Below are 24,323 nucleotides of genomic sequence, written 5' to 3'. Positions count from 1 at the left end.
ATGGATGGCAACTACGTGGCGTTGGGCGTGACTCTGGCAGTCTGGATTGGACTGTTTATGTTCATCTTCCGCCTCGATAAGCGAGTCAAAAAACTCGAGGAGAATAAACGATGAAGGCAAAGTACATTATTGGCGCTGTGGTCATAGTGGTGTTTCTCGCCTGGGGTGCGTCTGCCTTCCTGAGAACCACTATCCAGTATGTGCCGTTGACCGAGGCCGCGCACAGTACCCGCACCGTGCAGGTGATGGGGAAGATCGACTTCTCCAAGGTCAACTACAATACCGGAGAAAACCGTCTGGAATTCGCCGTCTACGACGCGACTGCCGTAGACACGCTCGCCGCAGAGCGGATGCCCGTTTACTACTACGGTGTTGTCCCGGGCAATTTTGAGCAGGCCACCTCCGTTGTTCTCAAAGGCAAGCCGAACGAAGGCGTCTTTGTAGCCGATCAGATGCTGGTCAAGTGCCCGTCCAAGTATCAGGGCGAAGGTGGCACTGAGTACCAGGATATGCGCAAACACGACGATGCCGTCGGCTCGACTGGTGCGTGATCATGACAGCTCAGATCCCCGGACAACTCGCGATTCTTTTTGCGCTGGCCTGCAATGTTGTAGCAGGCCTTGCTTTTTTTATGGTCGCCCGCGGTCAGCGTTCTTATGAACGCCTCGCCTCGCTCGGCTATCACCTCTTCGCCATATTTACCGGCGTAGCTGTAGTTTGGCTCTACTATCTTTTCTTTTCGCATAATTACGCGTTCAAATATGTCTACGAGTATTGCGATCGCTCACAGCCGCTCGAATATATCATTTCGGGCTTCTGGGGCGGACAGGAAGGTACCTACCTTCTCTGGCTATTCATGAACGCGCTTTTCGGTTATATCATCATCACTCGGGGCGGTCAATACAAGTACTGGGCGATGACCATCTTTTCGGTGATCAATCTCTTCTTCCTGTTTATTCTGGTAAAGCTTTCGCCATTTGCGCTTCTGCCGGTTGCGCAGCCCGATGGTCTGGGCCTCAATCCGCTGTTGCGCGACCCCTGGATGGTGATTCACCCGCCGATCGTTTTTGTCGGCTACGCTATGTCGGCGGTTCCGTTTGTAATTGCAATGGCCGCGCTGATCATCAATGACTACTCAGGATGGCTCAAGCGAGCGTTTCCCTGGGTCGCTATTACCGCTCTTGCATTGGCTGGCGGCAATATCCTTGGCGGCTTCTGGGCCTACAAAACACTTGGATGGGGCGGCTTTTGGGCATGGGATCCAGTGGAGAATTCTTCGTTCATCCCTTGGGTTATCTCGCTGGCATTGTTGCACGGGATGATCATTGAGCGTCGCTCCGGTGCGCTCCGCAAGACCAACCTGTTACTGGCTTCGTTCGTCTTTCTGCTGGTCGTATATGGGACATTCCTGACCCGCTCCGGCGTTCTGGCAGATTTCTCCGTGCATAGTTTCACCGATCTGGGAATCAACAACCTCCTCATCGCCTTTATGGTCGTGTCGGTTCTGATCACGCTTGTTATCTTTTTGCCACGTATGCGCAAGGTTCCGTCCACACCACTAAATTACAGCTACTTTGGCCGCGAATTCTCGACCTTCACCGGTATGGCAATGCTGGTTCTGTTCGGCCTGGTTGTCCTTTTCTGGACCTCTTTGCCGCTCCTGACAAATCTTGTCGGCGCTGAACCTCGTGCGGCCAATCCGGAAACTTACAATGGATTCGCCCTTCCGCTGGCAACCATCATGGCCTTCCTGCTGACCATTGCTCCTTTTGTTCAATTCAGCGAATTCAAATTGCAGAACTGGAGCCGCAAGCTACTGCTGGTCGCTGGCGCGGCCGCAGTGATCGGGTTTGGGTTGTTCGTGGCCGTGCTGAAAGCCGACCTGCTGTTTGCGGTCATTTTCACCATCGTGGTAACGGGCGTTGGTCTGTATCTCTTCAAGAAAGAGTTGCTCAAGTCACTGATACCTTCACTGGCGGTTTTCGCGGTGACCTTGGGAGTATCAATTGCCCTCGGAGTGACTGATTATCTCTATCTGCTCTTTTTCGCCACAGCTCTGATGGCTGCTACCTCCAACGCGATTCACCTCGCGAGCTTTGTTCCTGATCGCTGGAAACTGATGGGTGGCCAACTCACCCACTTTGGATTTGGTTTGATGCTGGTCGGAATTCTCGCTTCAGCCGCCTTTACCAGCAATCAAAAGATAGTGATCCCGAAAGGGGAGAGCCGTGACGCATATGAGCGCTCAATTACCTACAATGGCATGGAAAACGAGATCACCCATCCCAACAATGAGTTGAAACTCCTGATCGCCCATAACGGTGATACCAAGGAAGCCCGTCCTCAGCTCTACTTCTCCGAACGGATGCAAGGAACCATGCGTCGCCCGTATGTCGATCGCACGCTTACCGCCGACTATTATATGGCGCCTGAGACGATCGAGGAAGGGAATGACCAGGAAGCGCTAGTGATCGGCAAGGGAGAGTCTAGGCGCGTGGGTGACATGGTCATCACATTTAAGGGATATTCCATGGGTCAGCATGGTGCTGAGACCACCGGCGGAATGATGGTTGCCGCGGAGCTCGAGATCGCGCACGATGGCACCACCTCCACGGCTTCGCCCGCTGTTGAACATTCTCAAGACGCTGCTGGCGAAACTATTCGAACTCAGCGCCCCGATTCGATCCTCTTTCACGGCTCGACTTACCCGATTCACCTGGATCGGATCATGGCAGATCAAGGGGCCGTGGCCATTGCCATACCTGGTCTGATTGAGAGAAGTCCCGAACAACTGGTACTCGATGTCTCCAAAAAGCCGCTGATCAACTTCGTCTGGATTGGCGCAATACTCATCATGCTTGGTTCGTTGATCACGTTCCTGCGCCGCCGCGACGAAATGTACAGCCGGCAGGTAGCAGAACAGGCTCAAACCGAAACAGCGGTACAACCAACTCGATCCTGATCCTCAGTAAGTTCAAATAGAGAGCGGGCCGGTCGATATACGATATCTTCCGGCCCGTTCTTTTGACTATCAGGTATGTGGGGAACAAGGCACTTTCGTGCTATCTCGATCGAGACAGCGTTGCATTCACAATCACTGACATAGGCGTTGACAAGAGAGAGGGGCTGCGAAGATAGTAACCAGCAAATCCCCAATCCCGTTAGCAGTACTAACTTAATAATGCATACATCTTTGTGATAGTTTTCCCAAAGATACTCTTCGCTAGTACTGGACTTTCCGCGAGCTTCTTCCGATAACAGGAGTAAATCGGCATTATATAGGTATTTTCGTCCATATAATGCTTGACAAAGAAGGTAGATTGTGCATAAATTCACAACCGAAAGCGGACCGGAGCTGCTCCAGACTGCTTGAACGGTAAAGAAAGCCCGATGTTTGGATGCCGAGACCAACGGCCAACCTGACTGGGCGAATGTGATGATTGACGAGGTGACCAAATGAAACGCTATTTCCCGCTACTGCTCCTGGCGGCTCTGCTCCTTCTGTGGCAGCCGGGCATCGCTCAGGATGATAACGCGACCTGCCTAACCTGTCATGCCGAAGAGGGGATGACAGGACTCGACCGCCACGGTCAGGAACTTCCCATGACCGTGCTGCAGGCTTCAGTTGACTCTTCCGTCCACGCCGGAATGAATTGTGTCGATTGCCACACCGATCTGGCTGGCACTACTGATTACCCGCATAAAGAGACTGCCGACTGGGTCGACTGCGGGACATGCCATTCCGATGTTCAGCCGATCTACAACGAATCCGCGCATGGAACGGCATCCAAAGATAACCCGAATGCGCCGACCTGTGCATCATGTCACAGTTCTCACAATATTCTGCGGGTATCCGATGCCAACTCCACGACCTCAGCCAAGAATCTTCCGAATACCTGTTCGGCCTGCCACTCCAAGCTGGCCCTGAAACTGGATCCGGATATTCGCATCGCTGATTCGCATGATCGGTATATGCGTGGCATCCATGCTCAGGGGATCGCCAAAGGAGTCGGTTCAGCCGCCTCCTGCAACGATTGTCACGGCATGCACGACCTGAAAAAGGCCTCCGATTCCAAATCGCTGGTCAACAAGATGAACATCCCATCGACCTGCGCCAAATGTCATAATGATATCTACATTCAATATAGTCGCGGCATTCATGGCAAGGCGCTGGCAGCGGGCATTCTCGACGCTCCCAACTGCACAGACTGCCATGGTGAGCATGAGATCCTTGAGATCGATGATCCTAATTCACCGGTCAATGCGGCCAATATCGCTGACTTTGTCTGCGCCAAATGTCACAACGATCCGCGCATCAATGAGAAGTTTGGTTTAGCTGATGCCAAATTCACTTCGTATCAGGATTCGTACCATGGCCTGGCAGTCAAAGGCGGATCGATCAAAGCGGCGACCTGTGCGTCATGCCACCGGGCGCATGACATTCTTCCGAAAAGCAATGTTGCATCGTCAATTCATCCGGACAACTTGACCGGCACCTGCCAGAAGTGCCATCCCAAGGCAAACGCATCGTTTGCATCCAGCTACTCGCACAATACGGCCGAGACCGAATTTCACGATCTCAACTCAATCGTCGCTGAGATCTATATCATTGCGATCATCCTGATCATCGGCGGCATGCTGGCGCACAACATGATCATCGTTGGACGTTTCGTCATAGACAAGCACCGCGCCAACAAGGGCCAGGCAACCGTAGAGCGATTCACCAAGGGGATGGTCTACCAGCACTTGGTGCTGACGATTGCCTTCATAACGCTGGTCATAACCGGCTTTGCCCTCCGTTACCCGAATGAGTGGTGGGCGAGAGGTCTTGGTTCGCTCGGTATACAAGAAGATACTCGCTCGGTCATCCACCGGATAGCGGCCGTGTTCCTCTGCTATATTTCGCTCCATCATGCCATTTTCCTGCTATTCACGAGACGTGGCAAAAAAGAGCTGTACGCTTTCTGGCCGAACAAACAGGATATCCTGAATGTGAAGCAGAACATCATGTATTACCTCGGCATGGTCAAGGAGCGCCCGAAATTCGATCAGTACGACTACACTGAGAAGGCAGAATACTGGGCCCTGGTGTGGGGTACCTTCATCATGGCGTTGACCGGTTTCATCCTCTGGTTCCCAACTTTCTTCACCGGATTTATGCCCGCCTGGACGGTCAAGATCGCTGAGACTGTCCACCTCTATGAGGCGTGGCTGGCGACTCTCGCTATTGCCGTCTTTCACTTCTTCTTTGTGATCTTCCACCCGGATCAATATCCGATGTCACTCACCTGGATCACCGGCAAGATGACGGTCGAGTCCTGCGAACATCACCACCCCGCATGGTATGAACGGATGAAAGCGGAAGGGAAGACCGAGGATACGAAAGGTGCTGATGGAGGAAAAGAGACGGGAGTAAAGCACTGATCGACTGAAGTTGAGCCACCAAATATGCGCTGATTGGTCACCTCCAGTGCATATGGCATCAGGGTCGCGCAAGCGGCCCTGTTTTTTTGGCGAAGAGCAGCCGTAACGTGAATTGTCCACACTATGTTAATGCAACGATAGTAAGGAGTTACCGGCGAATGAAAGTTCGCCAAGAAGCCGCTTGACCATTTGTTAGCTTTGTGTTAGAGTTACGGCGATTTGTCGCGTAACGGTCCCCAGGGATTGTGAACAGGAAGTACAACCATGTCACCGCGAGCCATGATGTTCAAACGACTACTCCCCCAGGAAACCAGCTTTTTCGATTTCTTCGAGAAACATACCAAGATCTCTATCGAGGCCTGCAAAGAACTCGATGCCATCGCCGGTCAGCCCGACCAATTGCAGGTCAGGGCACAGCGGATTAAAGAGCTCGAGCATGCTGCTGACGATATCACACACGAGTGTATCGAAGCGCTCCATCGCACTTTCATCACGCCGATCGATCGCGCGGATATCCACCGCTTGATGAAACGGCTTGATGATATCATTGATTGCGTCGATTCCACCACGTCCCGCATGGTCCTCTACGAAATGAACGAAACGAAGCCCGAGATGAAGCAGTTCACCGAGGTGCTAATCAAGGCGACTACGGAGATCGATGGTGCGATACTGCATTTCCGCCATCTGAATCGTGATTCCGAGGCCATTAATAGACACTGTCTGCTCATATACGATGCCGAGAATCAAGGAGATCAGATACTGCGTTCCGCTCTGCAACGGCTCTTCAAGGATGAAAAAGATCCGATCCGCGTTATTAAGTGGAAAGAGATATTTGAACGGCTGGAGCGCGCGACCGATCGTTGCGAAGAAGTTGCCAATATCGTCCAGGGTGTGGTTATTGAGGCCTCCTGAGCATGTCCTCGCTTGAGATAGTCATTATCGTAACAGTCGGCATGGCGTTGATCTTTGATATCATCAACGGCTTCCATGACGCTGCCAATTCCATTGCCACCGTTGTCTCAACTCGAGTTCTCAGCCCGCGTATTGCCGTCTTGTGGGCCGCTTTTTTCAATTTCATCGCCATGTTCGTATTTGCGCCTCGAGTAGCGGATACCATCGCAAAGATCGTCAAGATCGATGGTACCGACACAGTGTACGTATGGGTCGTCCTTGCCGGACTGCTGGGCGCGATCATCTGGGATCTTATCACCTGGTGGTTGGGCTTACCGACCAGCTCGTCGCATGCGCTAATTGGCGGTGTCGCCGGCGCTGGTCTGGCATATCAGGGGTGGGGAGTGCTGCGAATCGACAACATCATGAAAACCGTCAAGTTCATCCCGCTTGCGCCACTCATCGGACTGGCCATTGGATTTGGCGTGATGATCGCAGTTTTCTGGATTTTCCGCCGCTTTCGACCGACCGAGGTTGACCGCATCTTCCGCAAAGGTCAGTTACTGTCCGCAGCCCTTTATTCACTGGGGCATGGGGGAAATGATGCGCAGAAGACCATGGGGATCATCATGGCACTACTCATTGCGGGCGGAGTCATGCGTCCGGATACCGAGCTCTCACTCTTTCACTGGAATACTGCCTGGATAATACTCTCGTGTCATGCGGCTATGGCCATTGGAACCGCCTTCGGCGGCTGGCGAATCGTAAAAACGATGGGGATGAAGATCACAAAATTGAAGCCGGTCGGGGGATTCTGTGCTGAATCCGCCGGCGCTGTCACACTTTTCATGGCAACGCATTTCGGTATTCCGGTCTCAACTACTCATACCATAACCGGTGCCATTATTGGCGTCGGGGCGACTCGAAAACTGACGGGGATAAAATGGGGCGTTGCGGGGAGGATTGTATGGGCCTGGGTCCTGACGATTCCGGCGGCTGCGCTGATCTCCGCAGGGTGCTTCTACGTGATCAGGCTGATGCTCTAATTCGGGCTACTGTCCTACTTGATTTTCCGGCCGATGCCGCGCAATCTGTCCTTCCACCAAATAGATCACGTCTTCGGCGACATTTGTCGCATGATCCGCCACTCGCTCCAAATATCGCGACACGGCCAAAAGCTGAATCAATTCATCCGTGCGTTCAATGTTCTGGCGGATCGCCGCTTTGACCCGGTCATACATCTGCCGGTGAATATCGTCTACCACATCATCTTCGGCTAGCACCTGCCGAGCGGCTTGCGTGTCCAGTTGCACCAGTGCATCGAGGCTCTTGCGAACCATTCCCTGAACCCGGTCAGCCATAGCCGCCAGATCGAATGGAGGGGTGATCGGAGGCTGCAGGCTGAGGGACATCGAACGTTCTGCGATATTCACTGCCAGATCGCCGATCCGCTCCAGATCATTATTTATCTTCAGTACGGCTATTAGAAATCGAAGGTCTATTGCTACCGGCTGGTGAAGCGCCAGGATCTTGAGGCAGTCCTCTTCGATATCCACTTCGTGCTGATCGATCTCTGCGTCACTTTTGAGGACTTGCTTCGCCAATGCCGTGTCGCGATTGATCAGCGAGGTTACGGCATGGCGCAGGGACTCCTCGACCTCACCACCCAAGGTCAAAATCTGCTGTTTTACGCGGGTGATCTCCCGGACCAGATGCTGCGCCATGTAATATCTCTTCTCCTAATCCTGAAAACTCGAATATAGCGCCCCGTCTTTTCCATTCAACAACAATTCCTTAACAAAGGCTGGGGAAGTCCGTGATGGTCCGTATAACGTACTGAAATGCAACGCCTTGGCGGCCGACCTTTGGGTGTTCTATCTGCGTGTATTTTCACTGACAGTAGCTGTCACTGACTATTCCTATCCTGCTATCCGGATTGCCATCAGCCGGGTTGGAGGACCGAGACACAAATCAAAATTGCTCATGGGAGGAATAATGAAAAACAGGTCGGCAGTAACACCCGCAATTCACTCTGCATCAAGGCGAATGTCGGACACCGTGGACGGATATCGCTTTGATGTGATGATCGGCGAATCGGGGGAGAGGTCGTTGCGAATCCAGAGCTCAGCTCACAAATCCGTACGGCCGGTTGAGCTGATAGTCCCCGCCTCTCAGGCTTACCGGTTTATGGAGGCAGTCATTCACTTCGTAGCTTCAATGGAAAAGAGAGAAATGCAAAGGATCGCCAGGGGGAAAAAGTAAGGCGGCAGTATGACTGCCGCCTTAGTACTAGCAAATTGGATCGAGTATCAGTCCAGACCGACTGGTCGAAGCGCCTCTTTGGAGAACATTTTCTCCATCTCGGCGTCGACAAACACGCCGTCCTTGCGGACTAGCTTGTTATCGAACCAGAGCTCTCCGCCACCGTAATCGGCGCGCTGGATTAGGACTAGATCCCAGTGGATCGCCGACTGGTTGCCATTATAGGCTTCGTCGTAGCACTGGCCAGGCGTGAAATGGATTGACCCTGCGATCTTCTCGTCAAACAGCGTATCCTTCATCGGATGGAGGATAAAGGGATTGACGCCGATCGCAAACTCGCCGACATACCGTGAACCGGCATCGGTATCCAATATCTTGTTCAACTTGTCGACATTGGCGTCCGCAGTTGCCTTCACGATCTTCCCGTTCTCAAAAGTGAACGTGATGTCGTTGTAGACCACTCCCTGATACAGCGAGGGAGTGTTGTATCGAATCGTTCCGTTCACCGAATCACGCACCGGCGCGGTATAAACTTCGCCATCCGGGATATTCCGGTGCCCGTCGCATTTGATCGGCGGGATCCCCTTGATTGAAAACCGAAGATCCGTACCGGGTGCAACTATCCGTACTTGATCAGTCGCGTTCACCAAAGCGAACAGCTTATCCTGGGCCTTGGACATCTTGGCATAATCCGCACAACAGACATCAAAATAGAAATCCTCGAATGTCTCCTGCGAAGTCTGCGCAAGTTGTGCCATTGCATTGTTCGGATAACGGAGCACCACCCAGCGGGTCCGCTTGACTCGTTCCTCAAGGTGGACCGGCTTATAAAACAGCGTGTTATATTTGTCCATTCTCTCCGACGGAACATCGGCCAGATCGAATGGGTTATCTGAGCCGCGCAGCCCGATATAGGCATCCGCTCGCTCCATCAACTTCAAATGCAGCTCCGACTGGATCTTGTATTGGTCATCTGTCGCAGACTTGACCCATTGCCGGATCAATGACTCATCGTTGTAATACCAGAACGGGATCGCTCCTTTTTCAGTCGCAATCCGGATGATCTGCTTCCCCAGCTCCAGGGTCTCTTTTCCCTTGATCTCGAGATAGAGAACTTCACCTTTTTTCAACCCGAGCGAGTAGTCGATCAACTGCCGCGCGAGAACTTCATTCCGTTTATCTTTCATCATTTGCTCCTGTGAACTTGGTACGTTTAGCAGCTTCGAACATAACTAATCGGGGAGAGGTTGGCAAATTCTCGAAAGATGTAGCGTAAAGCGTTGGAATATAACGAGATAGGTAGCCACGTTGCGGATTCCAGAAGTTGTTCAAAGGGACAGCAGGAAATCGATATAGCTTTTCACCGACCTGCCGATACTCAAGAAAAAAGGGGAACTCATTCTACACGAAGGGATAACAACCATGAAAAACGACTCGTTGATCCATGGTGATAAAAACGCCGCTGGAAACGGTGATGAACTCCAGTTGGTGTCGTTTAATATCGGTTCCGAAGAATTCGGTGTCGAGATCCTGAAAGTCCAGGAGATCAACCGAATGGTGGAGATCACTCGCGTCCCGCAGGCGCCACATTATGTCGAGGGTGTCATCAATCTTCGCGGCAAGGTCATTCCGATCATCGACCTCCGTAAGCGTTTCTCTCTCGAAGTCAAAGAATACGACAAGAACACTCGTATCGTCGTCGTTGATATCAACGGCAACATCATGGGCATGATCGTGGATGCCGTCTCTGAAGTGCTTCGACTGTCCTCTAGCACAATCGAACCGCCTCCCGAGATCGTTACCGGCGTCAATGCCGAGTACATCAAAGGCGTGGCGAAGCTCGAAGATCGCCTGCTCATCTTCCTCGACCTCTCCAAAGTTGTCGATGCCGCCGAATTGGCCGCCCTCAACAACTAACAATCGCCTGAAAACACAAAGGGCCGGTTTGACCGGCCCTTTTTCTTTATCTGCATCCTAATTAGATCACTTGTACCGTTGAAGCGAAACCTCATCGAACAGCACCGCATCATTTCCGTCCGGATTGCCGGTACCCGCGCTCAATCGCACTACCAGCGTATCATCATCGTACAGCCGGACTGTATCTTCCAGCGAATAATACTGCCAGCTTTCCACATTGACCGGTGTGAATTGCCGAAGTTCGCTTGAACCCGGAGCGCGAAGGAGAAACTGCACCGATCCGCCATCCCAGTCGCCCACCGTTTTTGCCCAAACCGCCAGACGATAGACATACCGGTCCGCCGGACCTACCACATAGTAATCCGCCCAACCCTCCTCCGGCGAAAACTCAGGTACCAGCTTCAATGACCAGTTTCCCCCCAGGATCGGGACATCATTCGTGAAATGCTGCAGGCTGTCGAAGATCGAGTCATTCAGATTCCAACCGGCATAGGTTGGATAGTCACCCGGTTCAAAACTGGGATTGGTTATTAGATTGGCTTCGTCACCACCCGGCCCGGAGATATCATTCTTACAGCCGACCACGATCAGCGCCAGCATTATTCCGGACAGCAGGAGGGAGACTCCGATTTTCTTCAGTCTTGTATGCATTGCCACTTTCTTCTACACAAGGTACGATAGTGCCGCTTCAATCTCCAGGTTTTTTCTCTAACCTCTATTTGCCACAGGATGATTGATATGCTACTTTCCGTTACAGAGGCGATATGTCGAATCAGACGAGGATCACATTTCTCAATCTCCCGATCGGACGGGGTCATCCTTTTTACCTTGAGGGGATAATCGAGGCCTGCAACCGTTCGGGTAAGGTTGGCCTGGTCAGATCAGTAGAGAACCTCACTTCGCTTGCTCCGCTGCACTCCCGCGCTGCCTGGTGGACAGTCAACTGGCTTTACCATGTCGGTTCGTCGCCCGGCCGCTTCGGTAAATACTACAGCCGGTTTCGTCAGCGCAACGACTTGAATCGCGGTGGCCCGCTTATTTCAGTCCTTGGGGCTGGGCTTTCACGACGATTTGGTCGCCCGGAGCACCCCGTTGTGGTCTCTCATCCGATCCTTGTCCCGATTCTCAGACAGAAGTGTCACCTGATCTATCAGCATGGGGAGCTGGTTGCCCCGATGAGTCGCTCGTCACGGGTGCCAACATGGTTATCGTCCCCACTGACTATGTCGCTGATCGGTTTCGAGCGGTCGGATACAGCTCCGAACAGATACTGATCTCCGGTCTCTGTATCGAGCCGGCCAAGGTCCGCCAGGCAGTCGATGCTTACCACTCGCGCCTGCACCACTATGCCGACAACACTCCCCTTACCGGGGCGTTCTTTTCTTCCGGCGCCGAGCCGAGCGACCATGTCGACAAACTGATCGCGGCAGCATTGGCGACCGTCGCAGCCGGACACTCAGCCATCATCTTTGCCAGACGGGGGAGACGGTTGCATCGAATGATCGAATCACGACTGAAGGGTACCGACCATCTGTTCCGTCTGGTCGATGCTGGCTCCGACCTGCCTATAGACCTCGGTGGGATCACCTTGGTTCTGCACACCAATCATCGCGAAGAGAATATCTTCTCCAGCAGGCTTTTTCCGTACTTTGATTTTTTCGTCGCCCCGTCCCACGAACGTTCCAACTGGGCGGTCGGACTCGGACTGCCAATGTTTGTTCTCGATCCTCCCAAAGGCTCCTTTGCTCCGCTCAATCGACAATTTCTCCTCGATCGCAAAGTTGCCTTCTGTCTAACGAGCCTTAATCACGCGCAGTCCCTTGGATCGCGTCTGGATACCATGCGCCATCGGGGGCAGTTGCGTGACATGGCCGAAGCCGGCTGGCGATCCCACGATATCAGCGGCTTTGAGACGATTGTCAACTTCTTCAGCAGGAAATTCGGCCTTTCCACGGACTGACGACCGGTCGGTCGATTTTCTGCTTGGTCCCCACGACCTTCCGCCTATATTCCCGCCTATATGATGATAGGGCGCTTGATGGCTTTCTTCCGTGAGTTTGACTCACGTCTCTGGGTTCTGGTCGCTGGTTGGTTCGTCGCCGCCCTCGGTTTTGCCGCCTCGATTCCTTTTCTCTCGATCTACTTTCATGGCGAACTTGGCCTGTCTGCCTCGCAGATCGGACTGTTTTTCGCCGCCCAGGCGATTGTTCGTGCCGTATTTCAGGCCGTGGGCGGTGAAATGTCTGACCGTCTTGGGCGTCGCGGCCTCCTGATTCATTCACAGACCGTTCGCGCCGCCTCGTTTCTGTTTCTCGGCATGGCAATCGCCTTTGGCTGGGGATTCTGGTGGATATCACTCCTTTTCACCGTTAACTCGATATTCGGTTCCCTCTTCATGCCTGCCGTGAACGCCTTGGTCTCGGACATCCTCCCTCCGGAAAAACGTCTCTATGGCTACGCGATCGCTCGCTCAGCCAGCAATCTGGGATGGGCAGTCGGGCCGGCAATTGGTGGTTTTCTCGCCAAAACCTCGTATCCGTCACTCTTCTACATCTCGGCCGTGCTCACCCTGGCTTCGGCCATGATCTTCCGCTTCTATCTGACCGTTCCTCCGCTCACCAATGCGCCGACCGACAAATTCCGGATGCGGGATCTGATCGCCATCAAAGACGACAAAAATCTCGCCATCCATGCCGGTCTGACATTCATCCTTTATCTGGTGGTCGCACAACTGATAGCCCCGTTCTCCGTCTATGCAGTGGAGATGATCGGTCTTTCCGAGGCCAAGCTCGGATTGCTCTTTACTGTCAACGGTCTTCTGGTCGCCATCCTGCAAATCCCCATCACCCGCATGTTCGCTCATAAGACGTTCACATTTCAGTTGATGCTCGGGTCTTTGCTCTATTTCGTCGGGTACGGCATGATGGGGATATTGATTGGGTTCGAATATTTCATGCTGGCACTGTTCGTCGTCACCGTTGGTGAAGTCACCATGTCGCCGCCCGGGTTGACCCTGACCTCGCGTCTGGCGCCGCCCGGCAGGCTTGGTAGATACCTTGGAATTCGTGGTTTCATGGAGACGGCAGGGTGGTCTCTTGGCCCGTTGTATGGCGGCGTCATCCTCGACCATTTCGGCGGTCAGCCCGCCGTCGCCTGGCTTCTGATCTCGTCATTGTCTTTGGTTGCCGCCGCTGGTTATTGGCGATTTGGACGGCGACTCCCGCTCCATTTCAATATCAAAGAGTAAGGGGAGAGGACCAGACAAAAAAAAGGCCGCCGGTGTACGGCAGCCTTTACTTTCGACTATTTGTCGAAATCTCTTACATGATAATGACCATCTTGCCCATCTGGATCTTACCATTCGGTTCTTCAACAGTCCAGTAGTAGATACCCGAAACGATAAGCTGCGTGTTGCGAGTGATCAGATCCCACTCTCCATGAGTTGAAGTTGGGTCGGTCGGATCAACATCATGTGTGATCTCGCGGACCAGGTCACCATCCAGCGTGAAGATCTTGATGGTACACTGCGGCGGGAGGTTCGCAAAATTGACCACGCGCTGGCGATCCGGCGCCTTGCCACGTGTCGCTCTGTCGCGTCCCTCAAATCCATCCACCCGATAATTGCCGTCGAAACGGTACGGGTTCGGATAGATATAGACCGGAAGGTCTTCTGCCGCCACTGTCTCAGAATTGGCCTGCGGGAAAGCCACTTCGTAGTTGACCGTCACCGAGGTTTCCAGGCTGCCGAGACCGGACTGCGGAGAGCCAAAGTCAAACGCCGTTACGTTCACATAGTAAGGAACGGTCGGCAATAGATTCTCGATTTCCACTTCGTATTCCCAGTACTTGAAATACCCATCCTCGGTCAGGAAGGTATCTCGCGAGGCTTCCGGGATCGAATCTGCTACCAGGAACGGCGGATACGGAGCATCCGGATAGATCTTGGTGATCGGCGTGGAGACGCCGAGATTCGAACGGTTGAAATCCTGCGGCTGGAAATAGAAGATCGAATCGGCCAGGAAGCCCGGCTTACGGTACGGATTGTTGATCGTAAATGACTCCGGTGCCCAGTTCGGGTTCCCGGCGCTGTACAATGCGATCAACTGTTCGCGAGTAAACGGGTTGTCCTTGAGCACGTACCCTGACCCGCCTCCCGGCATCTGGGTCGTGTAGACAAACTTATTGTAATCCTCGACATCAAAGCTCGCGTATGAGGAGAAGGATGCCGCGCGTTCGTCACGAGCAAGATATACGCGATAACCTTCGAAATCGGCCACTCGGCTAAACACGTCTTTCGTAGTCTCTGAATTCAGGCCGTTCCACCGGACGCGGAGTTTGCCTTCGCTCGGGTAAACCCACTTGATCGGAGCCGGCGGCGGAGATGCGCCTCTGAAATCAGGAGCGCCGTCACCCGAGTAATACAACGTATCCGGGCCGAAGCAGGATGAATCTACAACGAAAGGGTCTAAGGAAATCGTGTCATACGTGCACGAATCGTAACAGACTCGGAAACTTCCGCGCGATCCGTTACCGTCGGTATCTATCCCCGGGTTGTCGTACACCCACGAAGCCCACATGGCGTTCAGGCCAATATCTTCAAACGAGACATTAGACATGAAAGTATACGGGAGATACGCGTTACCAAGATTGACATCCCAGTTGTTGGTCACCGTATGGAAGTTCTCACCCGCGACATACGCAAACGAGAGCGGACCATCATCACCCGGTTGCAGGGTAAATGGACCAAACGACAACAGATACCGCGTGTCAAATCCGTTGGAAATGTCCTGGGCTACTGCCTGAGTCGGATACTCCCACAGCGAATCGCTGATGGCGATATCTTTCGTGAAGATCTGATCATAATCATGTTCGGTGTTACGCAGGAAGAAATATTTGTTACGATCTCCTGCCGGCGTCCCTTTACCACCGGTTCCCAGATCACGGGCCTTGTCGCGATGGCGGGGTCCGAAGTCAAGTTGCGGCGAACCATTCGACACCCACCAGTTGAATGACACATTCAGTGTCTCCGCCGGGGTACGAATGATACGGCTTCCAGTCACATGGGGAACCGGCGTTTGCTCATTCAACTTCCCGTCGCCATCCGCGATCCAGGCGATATACACCGTATCGCGGAAGTAGGTACAGCTTCCCGAGTAGTTCGGCGGTGACGGTATGTCATTCAGGAATCCGCATATATCATCAACGGACGCCTGCGCAGCGCCACTCTCACCCACATCGGCATCGACATACAAACCCATGTATACGTTATCGAGTCGCTCATTGCTGTTATTCTTGATCGTGTAATCAAACAGCACGAAGTCTTCGGCATACGAGTAAGACCAGGCGTAAGACCGCTGAGCCACTTCAAAGCCGATCGGTCGGTGATTCCGACCGTCGATCTCATCTTGTCCCAGACCGCCCACTCCGACTGTGAACGTATCGGTATAAACCGCAATAATATCCTGCTCGGATACCGCCAGTTCGTACTCATCCGACTCCGGGTCGATGATCGACCGGGTCTTCAACTCGGACCCTTCTTGTGAAACATCATATGGCTGCATTTCGCGTTGCGGGAGCCAACCGTCAGCCCCCACAGATACCAAGGTGTCTTCCCCTTTGACTGCCCCGATCCAGAATGAAGCCGCAAAGCAATACTGCGTGTTCGACCCCTTCGGGTATTCCACGCCGACGAGTGCTTCGCCAGTGAAACAGTCGGAAGTGCTTCCCTGAATGAACGATCCATCGCTGGTGCCAAAATTGCCGTAATTTGTCACCGTTAGGGCTATCTTCCCAATATTGTGCAGGGCCGCACAATAGGCTGGAGCGGCTGTCGCGCCAACGACCGGCCCCCGCGGACCGTTATCCTCTCGCGGCAATGATCGAGCCACCACGGAGCCGCTCACGACCAGTCCTATCCCAACAGCCAAGACTGCCCGTAGCGTCAAGTTCTTGAACATACGTTCCACAACTCCATCATGTTAAAAGTACGCAATAATTGACGTTGTTAAGTGTGAATCCGTTCAGCGAGGAATGTATCAGGCAGATTTTGACCCGAATTCCAGACCGTCGATGCAGGCGGACCACAGGCCGTTAAGGTCGGAATTTCCCGCCCTGATGTCAATGGCTACTTTATGATTACGAGCTTTCCGATCTGGGTCCGAGTGGCCGATTCAACGACAAAATAGTAGAGGCCCGACACGACTGCCTGCGTGTTCCGTGTGATCAGATCCCATGACTCGTGCATCGACCCGGGCCCGCCCTCCGGATAATTGTGCTCGATGCGCCGAATCAGGTCCCCATCAAGCGAATAAATCGATATGGTACATACCTTTGGAAGGTTCATGAAGTGGATCCGCCGCGCCCTCTCCGGGTCGATCTGCTCCCGATTTTCATACCCCATCGACGCATAATCCGCGTCGATCCGATACGGATTCGGATACACATACGCTTCCAGACCGGCTGCCTCCACCGAGTCCGACGGAATCTGCGGATACTCCACCACAAAATCGTTGTATGGGCTGGTTTCCAGAGAAAGTAGGCCCGCTTTGGGCGACCCAAAATCAAACGCCGTTACTGACACATAGTACGGGATCGACGGCAACAAATTTTCAAGGTCAAACTCATATTCGTAATAGCGGGGGAGAGGTTCTCCATGTTCGTAGGTCACTAAATCGTCCGTCCAGAGTGCCGTGTCGGACGGCGGTACCACTGCGTCAGGATACGCCTTTCGAATGCCGCCCTGAAGTCCGAGACTCGATGAGTTATAATCCTGCGGTTCAAAATAGAATAGGCTGTCGCCAAATTGATACGGATTTGCCAGCGGGTGCGCACTCGGATCGAATACTGGGTCATCGAATATCGTCCGTAATGAGTCCAGCGTGAACGGTATCTCCGTCAATGACCAGGCAAACGTCCCCGGTCCTGTTTGTTTCAAGACAAATCTATTGTAATCCTCCCGGTCGTATGATGCTGACAGCGACATGCTCCCCGGCCGACTGTCCAATCCGATATACATGCGGTACCCCTCAAAATCGACCTTCCCCAGGAAGATGTCTTTCGAGGTCTCAGACCGGTATCCATTCCAGCGAAGCGTCAGTTTCCCCAGACTAGGGATGACTCGTAAGAGAGGAGCAGGAGGCGGTCCGGCGCCACGAAAGTCAGGAACATTATCCCCTTCATAGAAAAAGGTATCCGCCAGCACGGCGCGGAACAGCGTATCAATGAGCGTATCGAATTCAGTAATTGTGGTGTCGATCCGTTCGATCACTGAATCCTTGGTGCAGATTCGGAACTTCCCAACATATCCATCGCCATCAGTATCTATTCCCGGGTTATCGTAAACCCAGGATGCCCACCGTGCATTGGCCGCCAAGTTGTCAAAACTGAGGGACTGATAGTATGGGTCCGGTGCAGAAGGACGGAACAGTCGTGCGAAGTCATCCGGCTCCTGATGAAAGTTCTCTCCACCGGCCCAGGCAAATGAGATCGGCAATTGCTGACCGGGCGCCAGGTCGAATGGTCCAAACGACAACAAGTAGCGGGCATCATACCCGGAAGCTACTTCAACGGCATTTGCCGGTGGACGCAACCATCCCGAATCCGAATGATCTATCGCGGTGTAGAGCAGGTCGTAGTCAAACTCCCGTCGGCTCATCACATAGTATTTGTTGGCGTCGCCGGTCGGGGTCCCCAAACGTCCCTCCATATTGCGAAAAGGATCACCCACAGAGCCGGTCTTGCGCGGACCAAAATCAAATTTGGGATCGGAGTAGTTGATGATCCACCAGTTGAACGAGTACTCCAACGAATCAGCCGGCGTCCGCACGACGCGGGTTCCTACTACTGCGCGGGTTGATCGACTATCCCAACTGGAACCACCCGGATCTCCATCTGCATCTGCGTGGTAGGCAATGTTGACTGTATCCACAAAACCGCATCCTTCCGGCGCCGGATGCTCGCGATAGAATCCTACCAGGTCGTCATTCCATCCTTCGGGGCTGTTACGCGACGTATGCCACGCGTCTCCATCCACCCAGATCGACATATAGACATCGTTGAGTAGATCGTCACCGATGTTCTCAATCTGGTAATCGAATAGGATGAAGTCATCCGCATACGAGTAGCTCCAGGCCATCGAACGCTGCGTCACCCTGATTCCCAGAGGACGGTGACTCCGATTGTCGACTGGATCAGGGGATACGATCGCCGGTGAACTAAACGTGTCGACATAAGAGCAGATCAAATCTTGTTCTGAGAAAGCCTGCGGCGTGTAGAAATCACTCTGTTCATCAATTGAATAATAGCAGAATCCATTTCGGGCGAATGCGTCGTCGCAATCCGGTACTTCGGGCTGAAACTCCAGGGTCTGGTAAAAGTCCTCGGTCCCACACGAGACCAGCGTATCCTCGCCGACGATCGCCCCGATCCAAAACGCTCCTACATAAAGGTAGACGAGTGCGCTGTTTTTGGGGTAGATGCAGGATGGTATCTGGAGCCCGGTGAACGGGTCAGGTAATTCCTGACCGTACGTTCCAAATGTCCCGTTATTGGCTAACGCGAGCTGCATGTTCCCGCGACTGTGCGCGATATACTGCACCGGTTCGGCACGCGTTGCGATCGACACTTCGCTTCGGAGATGCTGGTCCAGCGCATCCTTCTTGGAAAGCGGCATCCCTTCGCGAGCCACAGCGCCGTGTGCCAGGCCGACTATTAGAAAGGCCGTTCCAATCAGCCACTGCATGCGGGAACGGCCCAATTTTCCGATCCGATAATTCATTCCAAACAATCCAACCTACATAATGATGACCAATTTGCCCATCTGGGTCGAGCCATCCGGCTTTTGCACTACCCAGTAATAAATACCCGAAACGATCAATTGTGTATTACGCGTGATCAGATCCCATGAATCGTGCGTCGCCGTCGGGTCACCAGGGTCTACATTGTGCTCGAATTCTCTCACCAGGTCGCCATCCAGCGTGAATATACGTACAGTGCACTCCGGCGGGAGATTCGCAAAGTGTACTTTGCGTTGCCGATCGGGCGCATTGTCACGAGTATCACTGTCCCGCCCCTCAAAACCGCCCCCCCGATAGTCCGCATCAAGACGATATGGGTTGGGGTAGACATAGACCGGAAGATCTTCCGCTGCAACCTCGTCGCTTCCCGCCTGTGCGTATGCGATCTCCGAGCCCACAGTCACCGATGTTTCAAGGCTACCCAACCCTGATTGCGGTGAACCAAAATCAAAGGCAGTTACATTCACGTAGTAGGGGACAGTCGGTAGCAGATTCTCAAGCGTTAGCTCGTATTCGTAATACTTGAAGTACCCATCCTCAGTCAGGTAGGTGGGGCGATCCGGTACTGGAATCGAGTCCGGCTCCAGGATGGTCGGCTTGAGCGCATCCGGATAGATCTTTCGAATACGTGTCGAAACGCCCAGCTCGGACTGGTTGTAATCCTGGCGCGCAAAATAGAATATCGAGTCACCAAGGAATCCGGGGAGACGGAATGGATTGGTCGCTGTATAGAATTCCGGGTCCCACGATGTATTCCCGCCGCTGTACAGTGCGACCAGTTGTTCCCGAGTGAACGGATTCTCAAGAAGCATGAATCCCGCGCCACCCGGCTTCTGTGACACATAGACAAACTTATTGAAGTCCTCGCGATCGAACGACTCAACCAGATAATAGGAAGCGGGTCGGTCGTCGCGACTGGCGTAGACACGATACCCCTCAAAATCGGCGACATGACTAAAGACATCGATCGCCGTTTCTGAGCGCAGACCGTTCCAGCGGACGCGGAGTTTACCGTCCGTTGGGTAGACCCAGAATTTCGGCGCCGGTGGCGGCGAGGCTCCTCGAAAATCCGGCGCCCCATCTCCGCGGTAGAAAAGCGTGTCCGGCTGACCGTAGGTGGTATCGATCTCGAGCGGATCAGTACTGATCGTGTCATAAGTCACTTCGCCATAACAGACCCGATAATCTCCGCGCGAACCGTCTCCATCCGTGTCAACACCCGGATTGTCGTACACCCAGGACGCCCAGACGGCATTGAGTCCCAGATCGTCGAAATTGACATTCCGCAGCCACTCGTCCGGGTTATAGGTGTTGATCAAATTATTCAGTGTGTTCGAAGCCAGCGTATGGAAGTTTTCGCCCCCCACGTACGCGACAGAGATCGGCGCCGACTCACCCGGTTCAAGCTGAAATGGCCCGAACGATAGCAGGTAGCGTGTGTCGAAACCGGTCGACAGATCGACTGCCAGAGCAGGGTTGGGATAATCCCAAAGCGAATCCGCTATGGAGATTGAAGCCGTGAAGATCTGGTCGTAGTCAAACTCCTTGTTTCGAAGGAAAAAGTACTTGTTCCGATCCCCTTCCGGCGTCCCTTTTCCGCCCGTTCCCAGGTCGCGCAGCTTCCGCCGCTCTTGCGGACCGAAATCAAACCGAGCATCAGTATTTCCAACCCACCAGTTGAATGAGACATCCAGCGTCTCAGCCGGCGTCCGGATCACGCGGCTTCCGGTGACATTGGGTACTTTGACCTGCTTCCCCAGATCCCCATCATTGTCCGCGATCCAGGCAATGAACACGGTATCCCGGAAATAGTCGCAGTTCCCCGAAAAGACCGCAGGGGAGGGGATATCAAACAAAAATCCGCAGATATCGTCCTGCGCCGCTTCATTGCTGTTAGCCTCGCCAACATCGGCGTCAATGTACAGACCCATGAAGACGTTATTTAGTCGCTCGTTGCTCGCATTAGTGATCGAGTAGTCAAAGAGAACAAAATCCTCGGCGTACGAATACGACCAGGCGTACGATCGTTGACTGACGTCTATATAAAGCGGTCGGTGATTGCGACCATCCAAAAAGTCGGTCCCTAATCCCGTTACTCCGGTGGTAAATGAATCCGTGTACGATGCGATCATATCCTGCTCTGATACCGCCAGCTCGTACTCCGGCGCGCTGGGATCAATGATCGACCGAGTTTTCATCTCCGCATCCGGATTGGCAAATTGGTCGTAAGGATTCATTTCCCGTCGTCCAAATATCCAGCCGTCCGAACCGACCGATACCAGGGTATCCTCACCTTTGACCGCACCGATCCAGAGGGATCCGGAATAGAGGTACCAGGCGCCGCTCCCCTTGGGGTATTCGCACGACGGTACCACCTGGGCCGTAAAACAGTCCGCGCCACTCCCGACGATCGATCCCGACCCGGAACCGAATATCCCGTAGTTGGTCACGCCAAGGACGATCTTCCCGATATTGTGTGTCGTCAGGCAATAGGCTGGCGATGCGGTGGAGATAACAAGTGGAGGGCGAGTCGAATCAGGGACTGGTTCCGCCGTGCGCGCAAACGCCGCCGCCGTCACCAGAAGACTCAAAGCGAGTGCCAACAACGCTCGCATTAGCGTGGTGAGTGACATAAATCACACTCTTTATCAATTTTGCGCAGCGTGCGTCCGCTGCAGTTCCCAGTACCTTCCAGTCGACAGACGTAACCGTCTGTCCGGGTTTATTGTAGCTGATTTCGCCAGGTCAGGCAAGCGGTTTTCGATCGCCCGCCCTTCCCCTAAGACGTATCCGCCTGATAATTGTGGAGTTCTCTGTCAATCGCATCAATACTGGACTGTCCGGTAAAGAAAAGAGCCGGCGTCAGCCGGCTCTTTTGTCTCAGTATGCAAGTAACTTCCCTTACGGTTTGTCGAAACTGCCGGGCGGAATCGCGCCATTGATCGTCACTTCGGTCAACTTCACCGCCATAAACTTCTGTCCGTTCATATTGTGGGTTGTGCTCATAGGCAACAGCACATTCCCTGACTTGCTGAAATCGCCGTAGATCTCCTGCATATTCCCTTCACCCATCATTCCCTGACCCCAGTATTCTTTGGAGAGAAGATTGCCTGAGACAGGATCGATCCCCAGCGTAACCGTCGGTGCTCCATCTTCGCCCAGGATAGCGACGAGGCTGACCTTGGCACCGCCGGCATCACCGTCACCGGCATAAACTGCCTTCAATGTAGGACTGTCGGACCCGCCCAGAAGTACCAGCGTATTACGGGCGGTCTCCTTGGTGTCGTCTTTGATGTCGTCAGCAGTCTTTGGTACGTACGCTCCGGTCCGGTCCATCTTCCAGCCGGCATCGCCGTTGCGCACTTCGATCATCTTCTGTCCCATGACATCGGCCTGCGAGCGCACTTTGTCGGGGAACTGGTAGACCATCTCCACTCCGATAGGTATCTCTCCACCCGGAGTCGTGATCGTGGTTACTCCCTTCATTGCAACCGACTTCACCGCCTTGATGGCTTTCAGGCCACCATGCGCCGTAGCCGCTTTGGCAAGAAGGCTCTTACCTTTGGCCAACGTTTCGTCATTAACCACCAATTCCTTCTTGGGGACATTGGCTGGAATGGTGATATCCAGCGCAGTCACTGGTCCCAAGCCGAGCTGGTCGAGCGGAGTGTCGAAATCTTCGCTTTTGCCCACCACTACGATCTTGAGCGCATCCGAGTGAATCGCCCGCTTGGCCGCCGCCATTACATCGGCAGGGGTCACTTTTTCGACAGACTCTTTTTCCTTTGCGAGGAAATCCTCAGGAAGTCCGAAGAAATCATAGTACATCAGTCGCGAGATCACTTCAGAACGGCTGTCGAAATTGAATACAAACGAGTTCAGATATCCATCCTTGCCGATACTCATTTCCGCCGGCGTCGGAGGAATGGTCTGCATTGACTTGATCTGAGTGATGATCTCTTTGATAGCCTTGGCTGTCGTTTCTGACTTGGTCGATGCAAACGAGTAGAACGTTCCCGGGTAGCTCACATTAGCTGTATATGCGCCACCCACCGAGTAAGCCAAACCTTCCTTCGAACGCACGTTGTTGAACAACCGGCTGGCAAACGATCCACCCAGGATATTGTTCATAACGATCAGGGCCGGATAATCCGGATCGGTCACCAATCCGCCGATATGTCCGAGGAAGATATTGCTCTGATTGACATCTTCTTTGGCCACATACGCCAGACCCGGTTCGTACTTGTAGTCCACCGCCGGCGGGGGAGGGATCGGCATTGAGCCTTTGGCCCAGTCACCAAAATACTGATTCACTTTGGCGATGATCTCATCCTTCTTGATATCTCCCCAGATCGCGATCTGGAAATTCTCCGGATTAAAGCACGCTTGGTGGAATCCTACCAGATCGGCCCGCGTGATCGCATCGATCGTTGCATATTCGGTATGTCGGGCATACGGCGACTCGGCACCATAAACCGCTTTCAGGAACTCTCGAATACCGATTGAAAACGGATCATCGTTCCGTCGCGAGATCATCGACCGCATTCCGACTTTCGCCAGGTCGATCTTATCCTGAGAAAATGCCGGACGGCGGAGCACTTCCGCCAATACCTCCAGACCAAGGTCCAGATTCTCGGTTAGAGTATACATCGAGGCCGAACCGTTCAGATTGCCGATATTGGTCTCAACAGATGCACCGACCGATTCCAACGCGAGGTCGATCTGGTCGCCGGTCCATTTCGCGGTTCCGCCCGTACGCAGGACCTGCCCGCAGATCGAGGCCAGCCCGAGCTTGTCGGCCGGTTCGAGATAGCCGCCGCAATTGATTCTGACCGAGGCCTGCACGATAGGCAGGCTGTTGTCCTCAAGGATATAAAGCCGAAGCCCGTTATCCAGGGTCACCTTCTCGACTTTGGGGATCGTAATTGGGTTCAGCGCAGGAAATTTCAGTTTGGTCACATCCTGGGCCGAAGCCGTCAGCGCGCACAGCATGATCGCCGCCAGCGCCAGTATGATTATATTGATTCGTTTCAT

At 53.5% G+C, this 24,323-nt stretch carries 17 protein-coding genes; 10 read left to right on the top strand and 7 right to left on the bottom strand.

The window, feature by feature from the left end; genetic code table 11:
- The 6 genes from IPH75_05570 (at nt 1) to IPH75_05545 (ending at nt 7,361) form a co-directional block, all read left to right on the top strand.
- The gene (locus tag IPH75_05570; protein MBK7141528.1) at nt 1-114 is read left to right on the top strand and encodes a CcmD family protein; all 114 of its coding nucleotides are present in this window, start codon (nt 1-3) and stop codon (nt 112-114) included.
- Nucleotides 111-551: a cytochrome c maturation protein CcmE gene (locus IPH75_05565; protein MBK7141527.1), complete on the top strand. Its 441-nt coding sequence runs from the start codon at nt 111-113 to the stop codon at nt 549-551. Before IPH75_05570 ends, IPH75_05565 begins: the two co-directional genes overlap by 4 nt.
- Before the next feature lie 2 nt (nt 552-553).
- Nucleotides 554-2,962, top strand: a complete 2,409-nt coding sequence (gene ccsA, locus IPH75_05560) for a cytochrome c biogenesis protein CcsA (GenBank protein ID MBK7141526.1) — start codon at nt 554-556, stop codon at nt 2,960-2,962.
- Between the two features lie 494 nt (nt 2,963-3,456).
- Nucleotides 3,457-5,424 carry a cytochrome c3 family protein gene (locus tag IPH75_05555; protein MBK7141525.1) on the top strand — a complete coding sequence of 656 codons (1,968 nt, stop codon included), beginning with the start codon at nt 3,457-3,459 and terminating at the stop codon, nt 5,422-5,424.
- A 264-nt stretch (nt 5,425-5,688) separates the two neighbouring features.
- Nucleotides 5,689-6,336 carry a DUF47 domain-containing protein gene (locus tag IPH75_05550; protein ID MBK7141524.1) on the top strand — a complete coding sequence of 216 codons (648 nt, stop codon included), beginning with the start codon at nt 5,689-5,691 and terminating at the stop codon, nt 6,334-6,336.
- A 2-nt stretch (nt 6,337-6,338) separates the two neighbouring features.
- Nucleotides 6,339-7,361: an inorganic phosphate transporter gene (locus IPH75_05545; protein MBK7141523.1), complete on the top strand. Its 1,023-nt coding sequence runs from the start codon at nt 6,339-6,341 to the stop codon at nt 7,359-7,361.
- A 6-nt stretch (nt 7,362-7,367) separates the two neighbouring features.
- On the opposite strand, the gene phoU is transcribed toward IPH75_05545, so the two are convergent.
- Together phoU and IPH75_05535 are read right to left on the bottom strand one after the other, a co-directional pair.
- Nucleotides 7,368-8,039: a phosphate signaling complex protein PhoU gene (gene phoU, locus IPH75_05540; GenBank protein MBK7141522.1), complete on the bottom strand. Its 672-nt coding sequence runs from the start codon at nt 8,037-8,039 to the stop codon at nt 7,368-7,370.
- A 585-nt stretch (nt 8,040-8,624) separates the two neighbouring features.
- Nucleotides 8,625-9,764: an aminopeptidase gene (locus IPH75_05535; protein ID MBK7141521.1), complete on the bottom strand. Its 1,140-nt coding sequence runs from the start codon at nt 9,762-9,764 to the stop codon at nt 8,625-8,627.
- A gap of 235 nt (nt 9,765-9,999) precedes the next feature.
- On the opposite strand from IPH75_05535, the gene IPH75_05530 reads away from it, so the two are divergent.
- Nucleotides 10,000-10,494: a chemotaxis protein CheW gene (locus IPH75_05530; GenBank protein MBK7141520.1), complete on the top strand. Its 495-nt coding sequence runs from the start codon at nt 10,000-10,002 to the stop codon at nt 10,492-10,494.
- Between the two features lie 66 nt (nt 10,495-10,560).
- Here the strand turns inward: IPH75_05530 and IPH75_05525 are convergent, their stop codons facing one another.
- The gene (locus IPH75_05525; protein MBK7141519.1) at nt 10,561-11,145 is read right to left on the bottom strand and encodes a hypothetical protein; all 585 of its coding nucleotides are present in this window, start codon (nt 11,143-11,145) and stop codon (nt 10,561-10,563) included.
- 113 nt (nt 11,146-11,258) lie between these two features.
- Here IPH75_05525 and IPH75_05520 point away from each other — a divergent pair, with 113 nt between their 5' ends.
- The 3 genes from IPH75_05520 to IPH75_05510 are packed head-to-tail and all read left to right on the top strand — an operon-like array spanning nt 11,259 to nt 13,741.
- Nucleotides 11,259-11,768, top strand: coding sequence for a hypothetical protein (locus tag IPH75_05520; protein MBK7141518.1), 510 nt, complete (start codon nt 11,259-11,261; stop codon nt 11,766-11,768).
- Nucleotides 11,696-12,454, top strand: coding sequence for a hypothetical protein (locus tag IPH75_05515; GenBank protein ID MBK7141517.1), 759 nt, complete (start codon nt 11,696-11,698; stop codon nt 12,452-12,454). Before IPH75_05520 ends, IPH75_05515 begins: the two co-directional genes overlap by 73 nt.
- Before the next feature lie 60 nt (nt 12,455-12,514).
- The gene (locus IPH75_05510; GenBank protein MBK7141516.1) at nt 12,515-13,741 is read left to right on the top strand and encodes an MFS transporter; all 1,227 of its coding nucleotides are present in this window, start codon (nt 12,515-12,517) and stop codon (nt 13,739-13,741) included.
- A 73-nt stretch (nt 13,742-13,814) separates the two neighbouring features.
- Here IPH75_05510 and IPH75_05505 read toward each other — a convergent pair whose 3' ends face one another.
- The 4 genes from IPH75_05505 to IPH75_05490 all read right to left on the bottom strand — a co-directional run bounded on the left by IPH75_05505 (nt 13,815) and on the right by IPH75_05490 (nt 24,323).
- Entirely contained in the window at nt 13,815-16,451 is a 2,637-nt protein-coding gene (locus IPH75_05505) for a hypothetical protein (protein MBK7141515.1), read from the bottom strand.
- A gap of 167 nt (nt 16,452-16,618) precedes the next feature.
- Complete coding sequence (locus IPH75_05500) at nt 16,619-19,234, bottom strand: hypothetical protein (protein MBK7141514.1); 2,616 nt, start codon at nt 19,232-19,234, stop codon at nt 16,619-16,621.
- A 51-nt stretch (nt 19,235-19,285) separates the two neighbouring features.
- Nucleotides 19,286-21,922, bottom strand: a complete 2,637-nt coding sequence (locus IPH75_05495) for a hypothetical protein (GenBank protein ID MBK7141513.1) — start codon at nt 21,920-21,922, stop codon at nt 19,286-19,288.
- 268 nt (nt 21,923-22,190) lie between these two features.
- Nucleotides 22,191-24,323, bottom strand: coding sequence for an insulinase family protein (locus IPH75_05490; protein MBK7141512.1), 2,133 nt, complete (start codon nt 24,321-24,323; stop codon nt 22,191-22,193).

Source organism: bacterium, from assembly GCA_016708025.1.
Taxonomy (GTDB): Bacteria; Zixibacteria; MSB-5A5; order GN15; family FEB-12; genus FEB-12.
Note: the sequence above shows the minus strand (reverse complement) of the source record. Positions and strands in the feature narration are given on the sequence as shown.

Excerpts from the sequence above, each read along its gene's own strand:
- IPH75_05490 (MBK7141512.1), bottom strand. The coding sequence starts at position 24,323 with ATGAAACGAATCAATATAATCATACTGGCGCTGGCGGCGATCATGCTG.
- IPH75_05510 (MBK7141516.1), top strand. The coding sequence starts at position 12,515 with ATGATGATAGGGCGCTTGATGGCTTTCTTCCGTGAGTTTGACTCACGT.
- IPH75_05570 (MBK7141528.1), top strand. The coding sequence starts at position 1 with ATGGATGGCAACTACGTGGCGTTGGGCGTGACTCTGGCAGTCTGGATT.
- phoU (MBK7141522.1), bottom strand. The coding sequence starts at position 8,039 with ATGGCGCAGCATCTGGTCCGGGAGATCACCCGCGTAAAACAGCAGATT.
- IPH75_05545 (MBK7141523.1), top strand. The coding sequence starts at position 6,339 with ATGTCCTCGCTTGAGATAGTCATTATCGTAACAGTCGGCATGGCGTTG.
- IPH75_05550 (MBK7141524.1), top strand. The coding sequence starts at position 5,689 with ATGTCACCGCGAGCCATGATGTTCAAACGACTACTCCCCCAGGAAACC.
- IPH75_05565 (MBK7141527.1), top strand. The coding sequence starts at position 111 with ATGAAGGCAAAGTACATTATTGGCGCTGTGGTCATAGTGGTGTTTCTC.
- IPH75_05520 (MBK7141518.1), top strand. The coding sequence starts at position 11,259 with ATGTCGAATCAGACGAGGATCACATTTCTCAATCTCCCGATCGGACGG.
- IPH75_05525 (MBK7141519.1), bottom strand. The coding sequence starts at position 11,145 with ATGCATACAAGACTGAAGAAAATCGGAGTCTCCCTCCTGCTGTCCGGA.
- IPH75_05515 (MBK7141517.1), top strand. The coding sequence starts at position 11,696 with ATGGTTATCGTCCCCACTGACTATGTCGCTGATCGGTTTCGAGCGGTC.
- IPH75_05555 (MBK7141525.1), top strand. The coding sequence starts at position 3,457 with ATGAAACGCTATTTCCCGCTACTGCTCCTGGCGGCTCTGCTCCTTCTG.
- IPH75_05500 (MBK7141514.1), bottom strand. The coding sequence starts at position 19,234 with ATGCAGTGGCTGATTGGAACGGCCTTTCTAATAGTCGGCCTGGCACAC.
- IPH75_05505 (MBK7141515.1), bottom strand. The coding sequence starts at position 16,451 with ATGTTCAAGAACTTGACGCTACGGGCAGTCTTGGCTGTTGGGATAGGA.
- IPH75_05535 (MBK7141521.1), bottom strand. The coding sequence starts at position 9,764 with ATGAAAGATAAACGGAATGAAGTTCTCGCGCGGCAGTTGATCGACTAC.
- IPH75_05530 (MBK7141520.1), top strand. The coding sequence starts at position 10,000 with ATGAAAAACGACTCGTTGATCCATGGTGATAAAAACGCCGCTGGAAAC.
- ccsA (MBK7141526.1), top strand. The coding sequence starts at position 554 with ATGACAGCTCAGATCCCCGGACAACTCGCGATTCTTTTTGCGCTGGCC.
- IPH75_05495 (MBK7141513.1), bottom strand. The coding sequence starts at position 21,922 with ATGTCACTCACCACGCTAATGCGAGCGTTGTTGGCACTCGCTTTGAGT.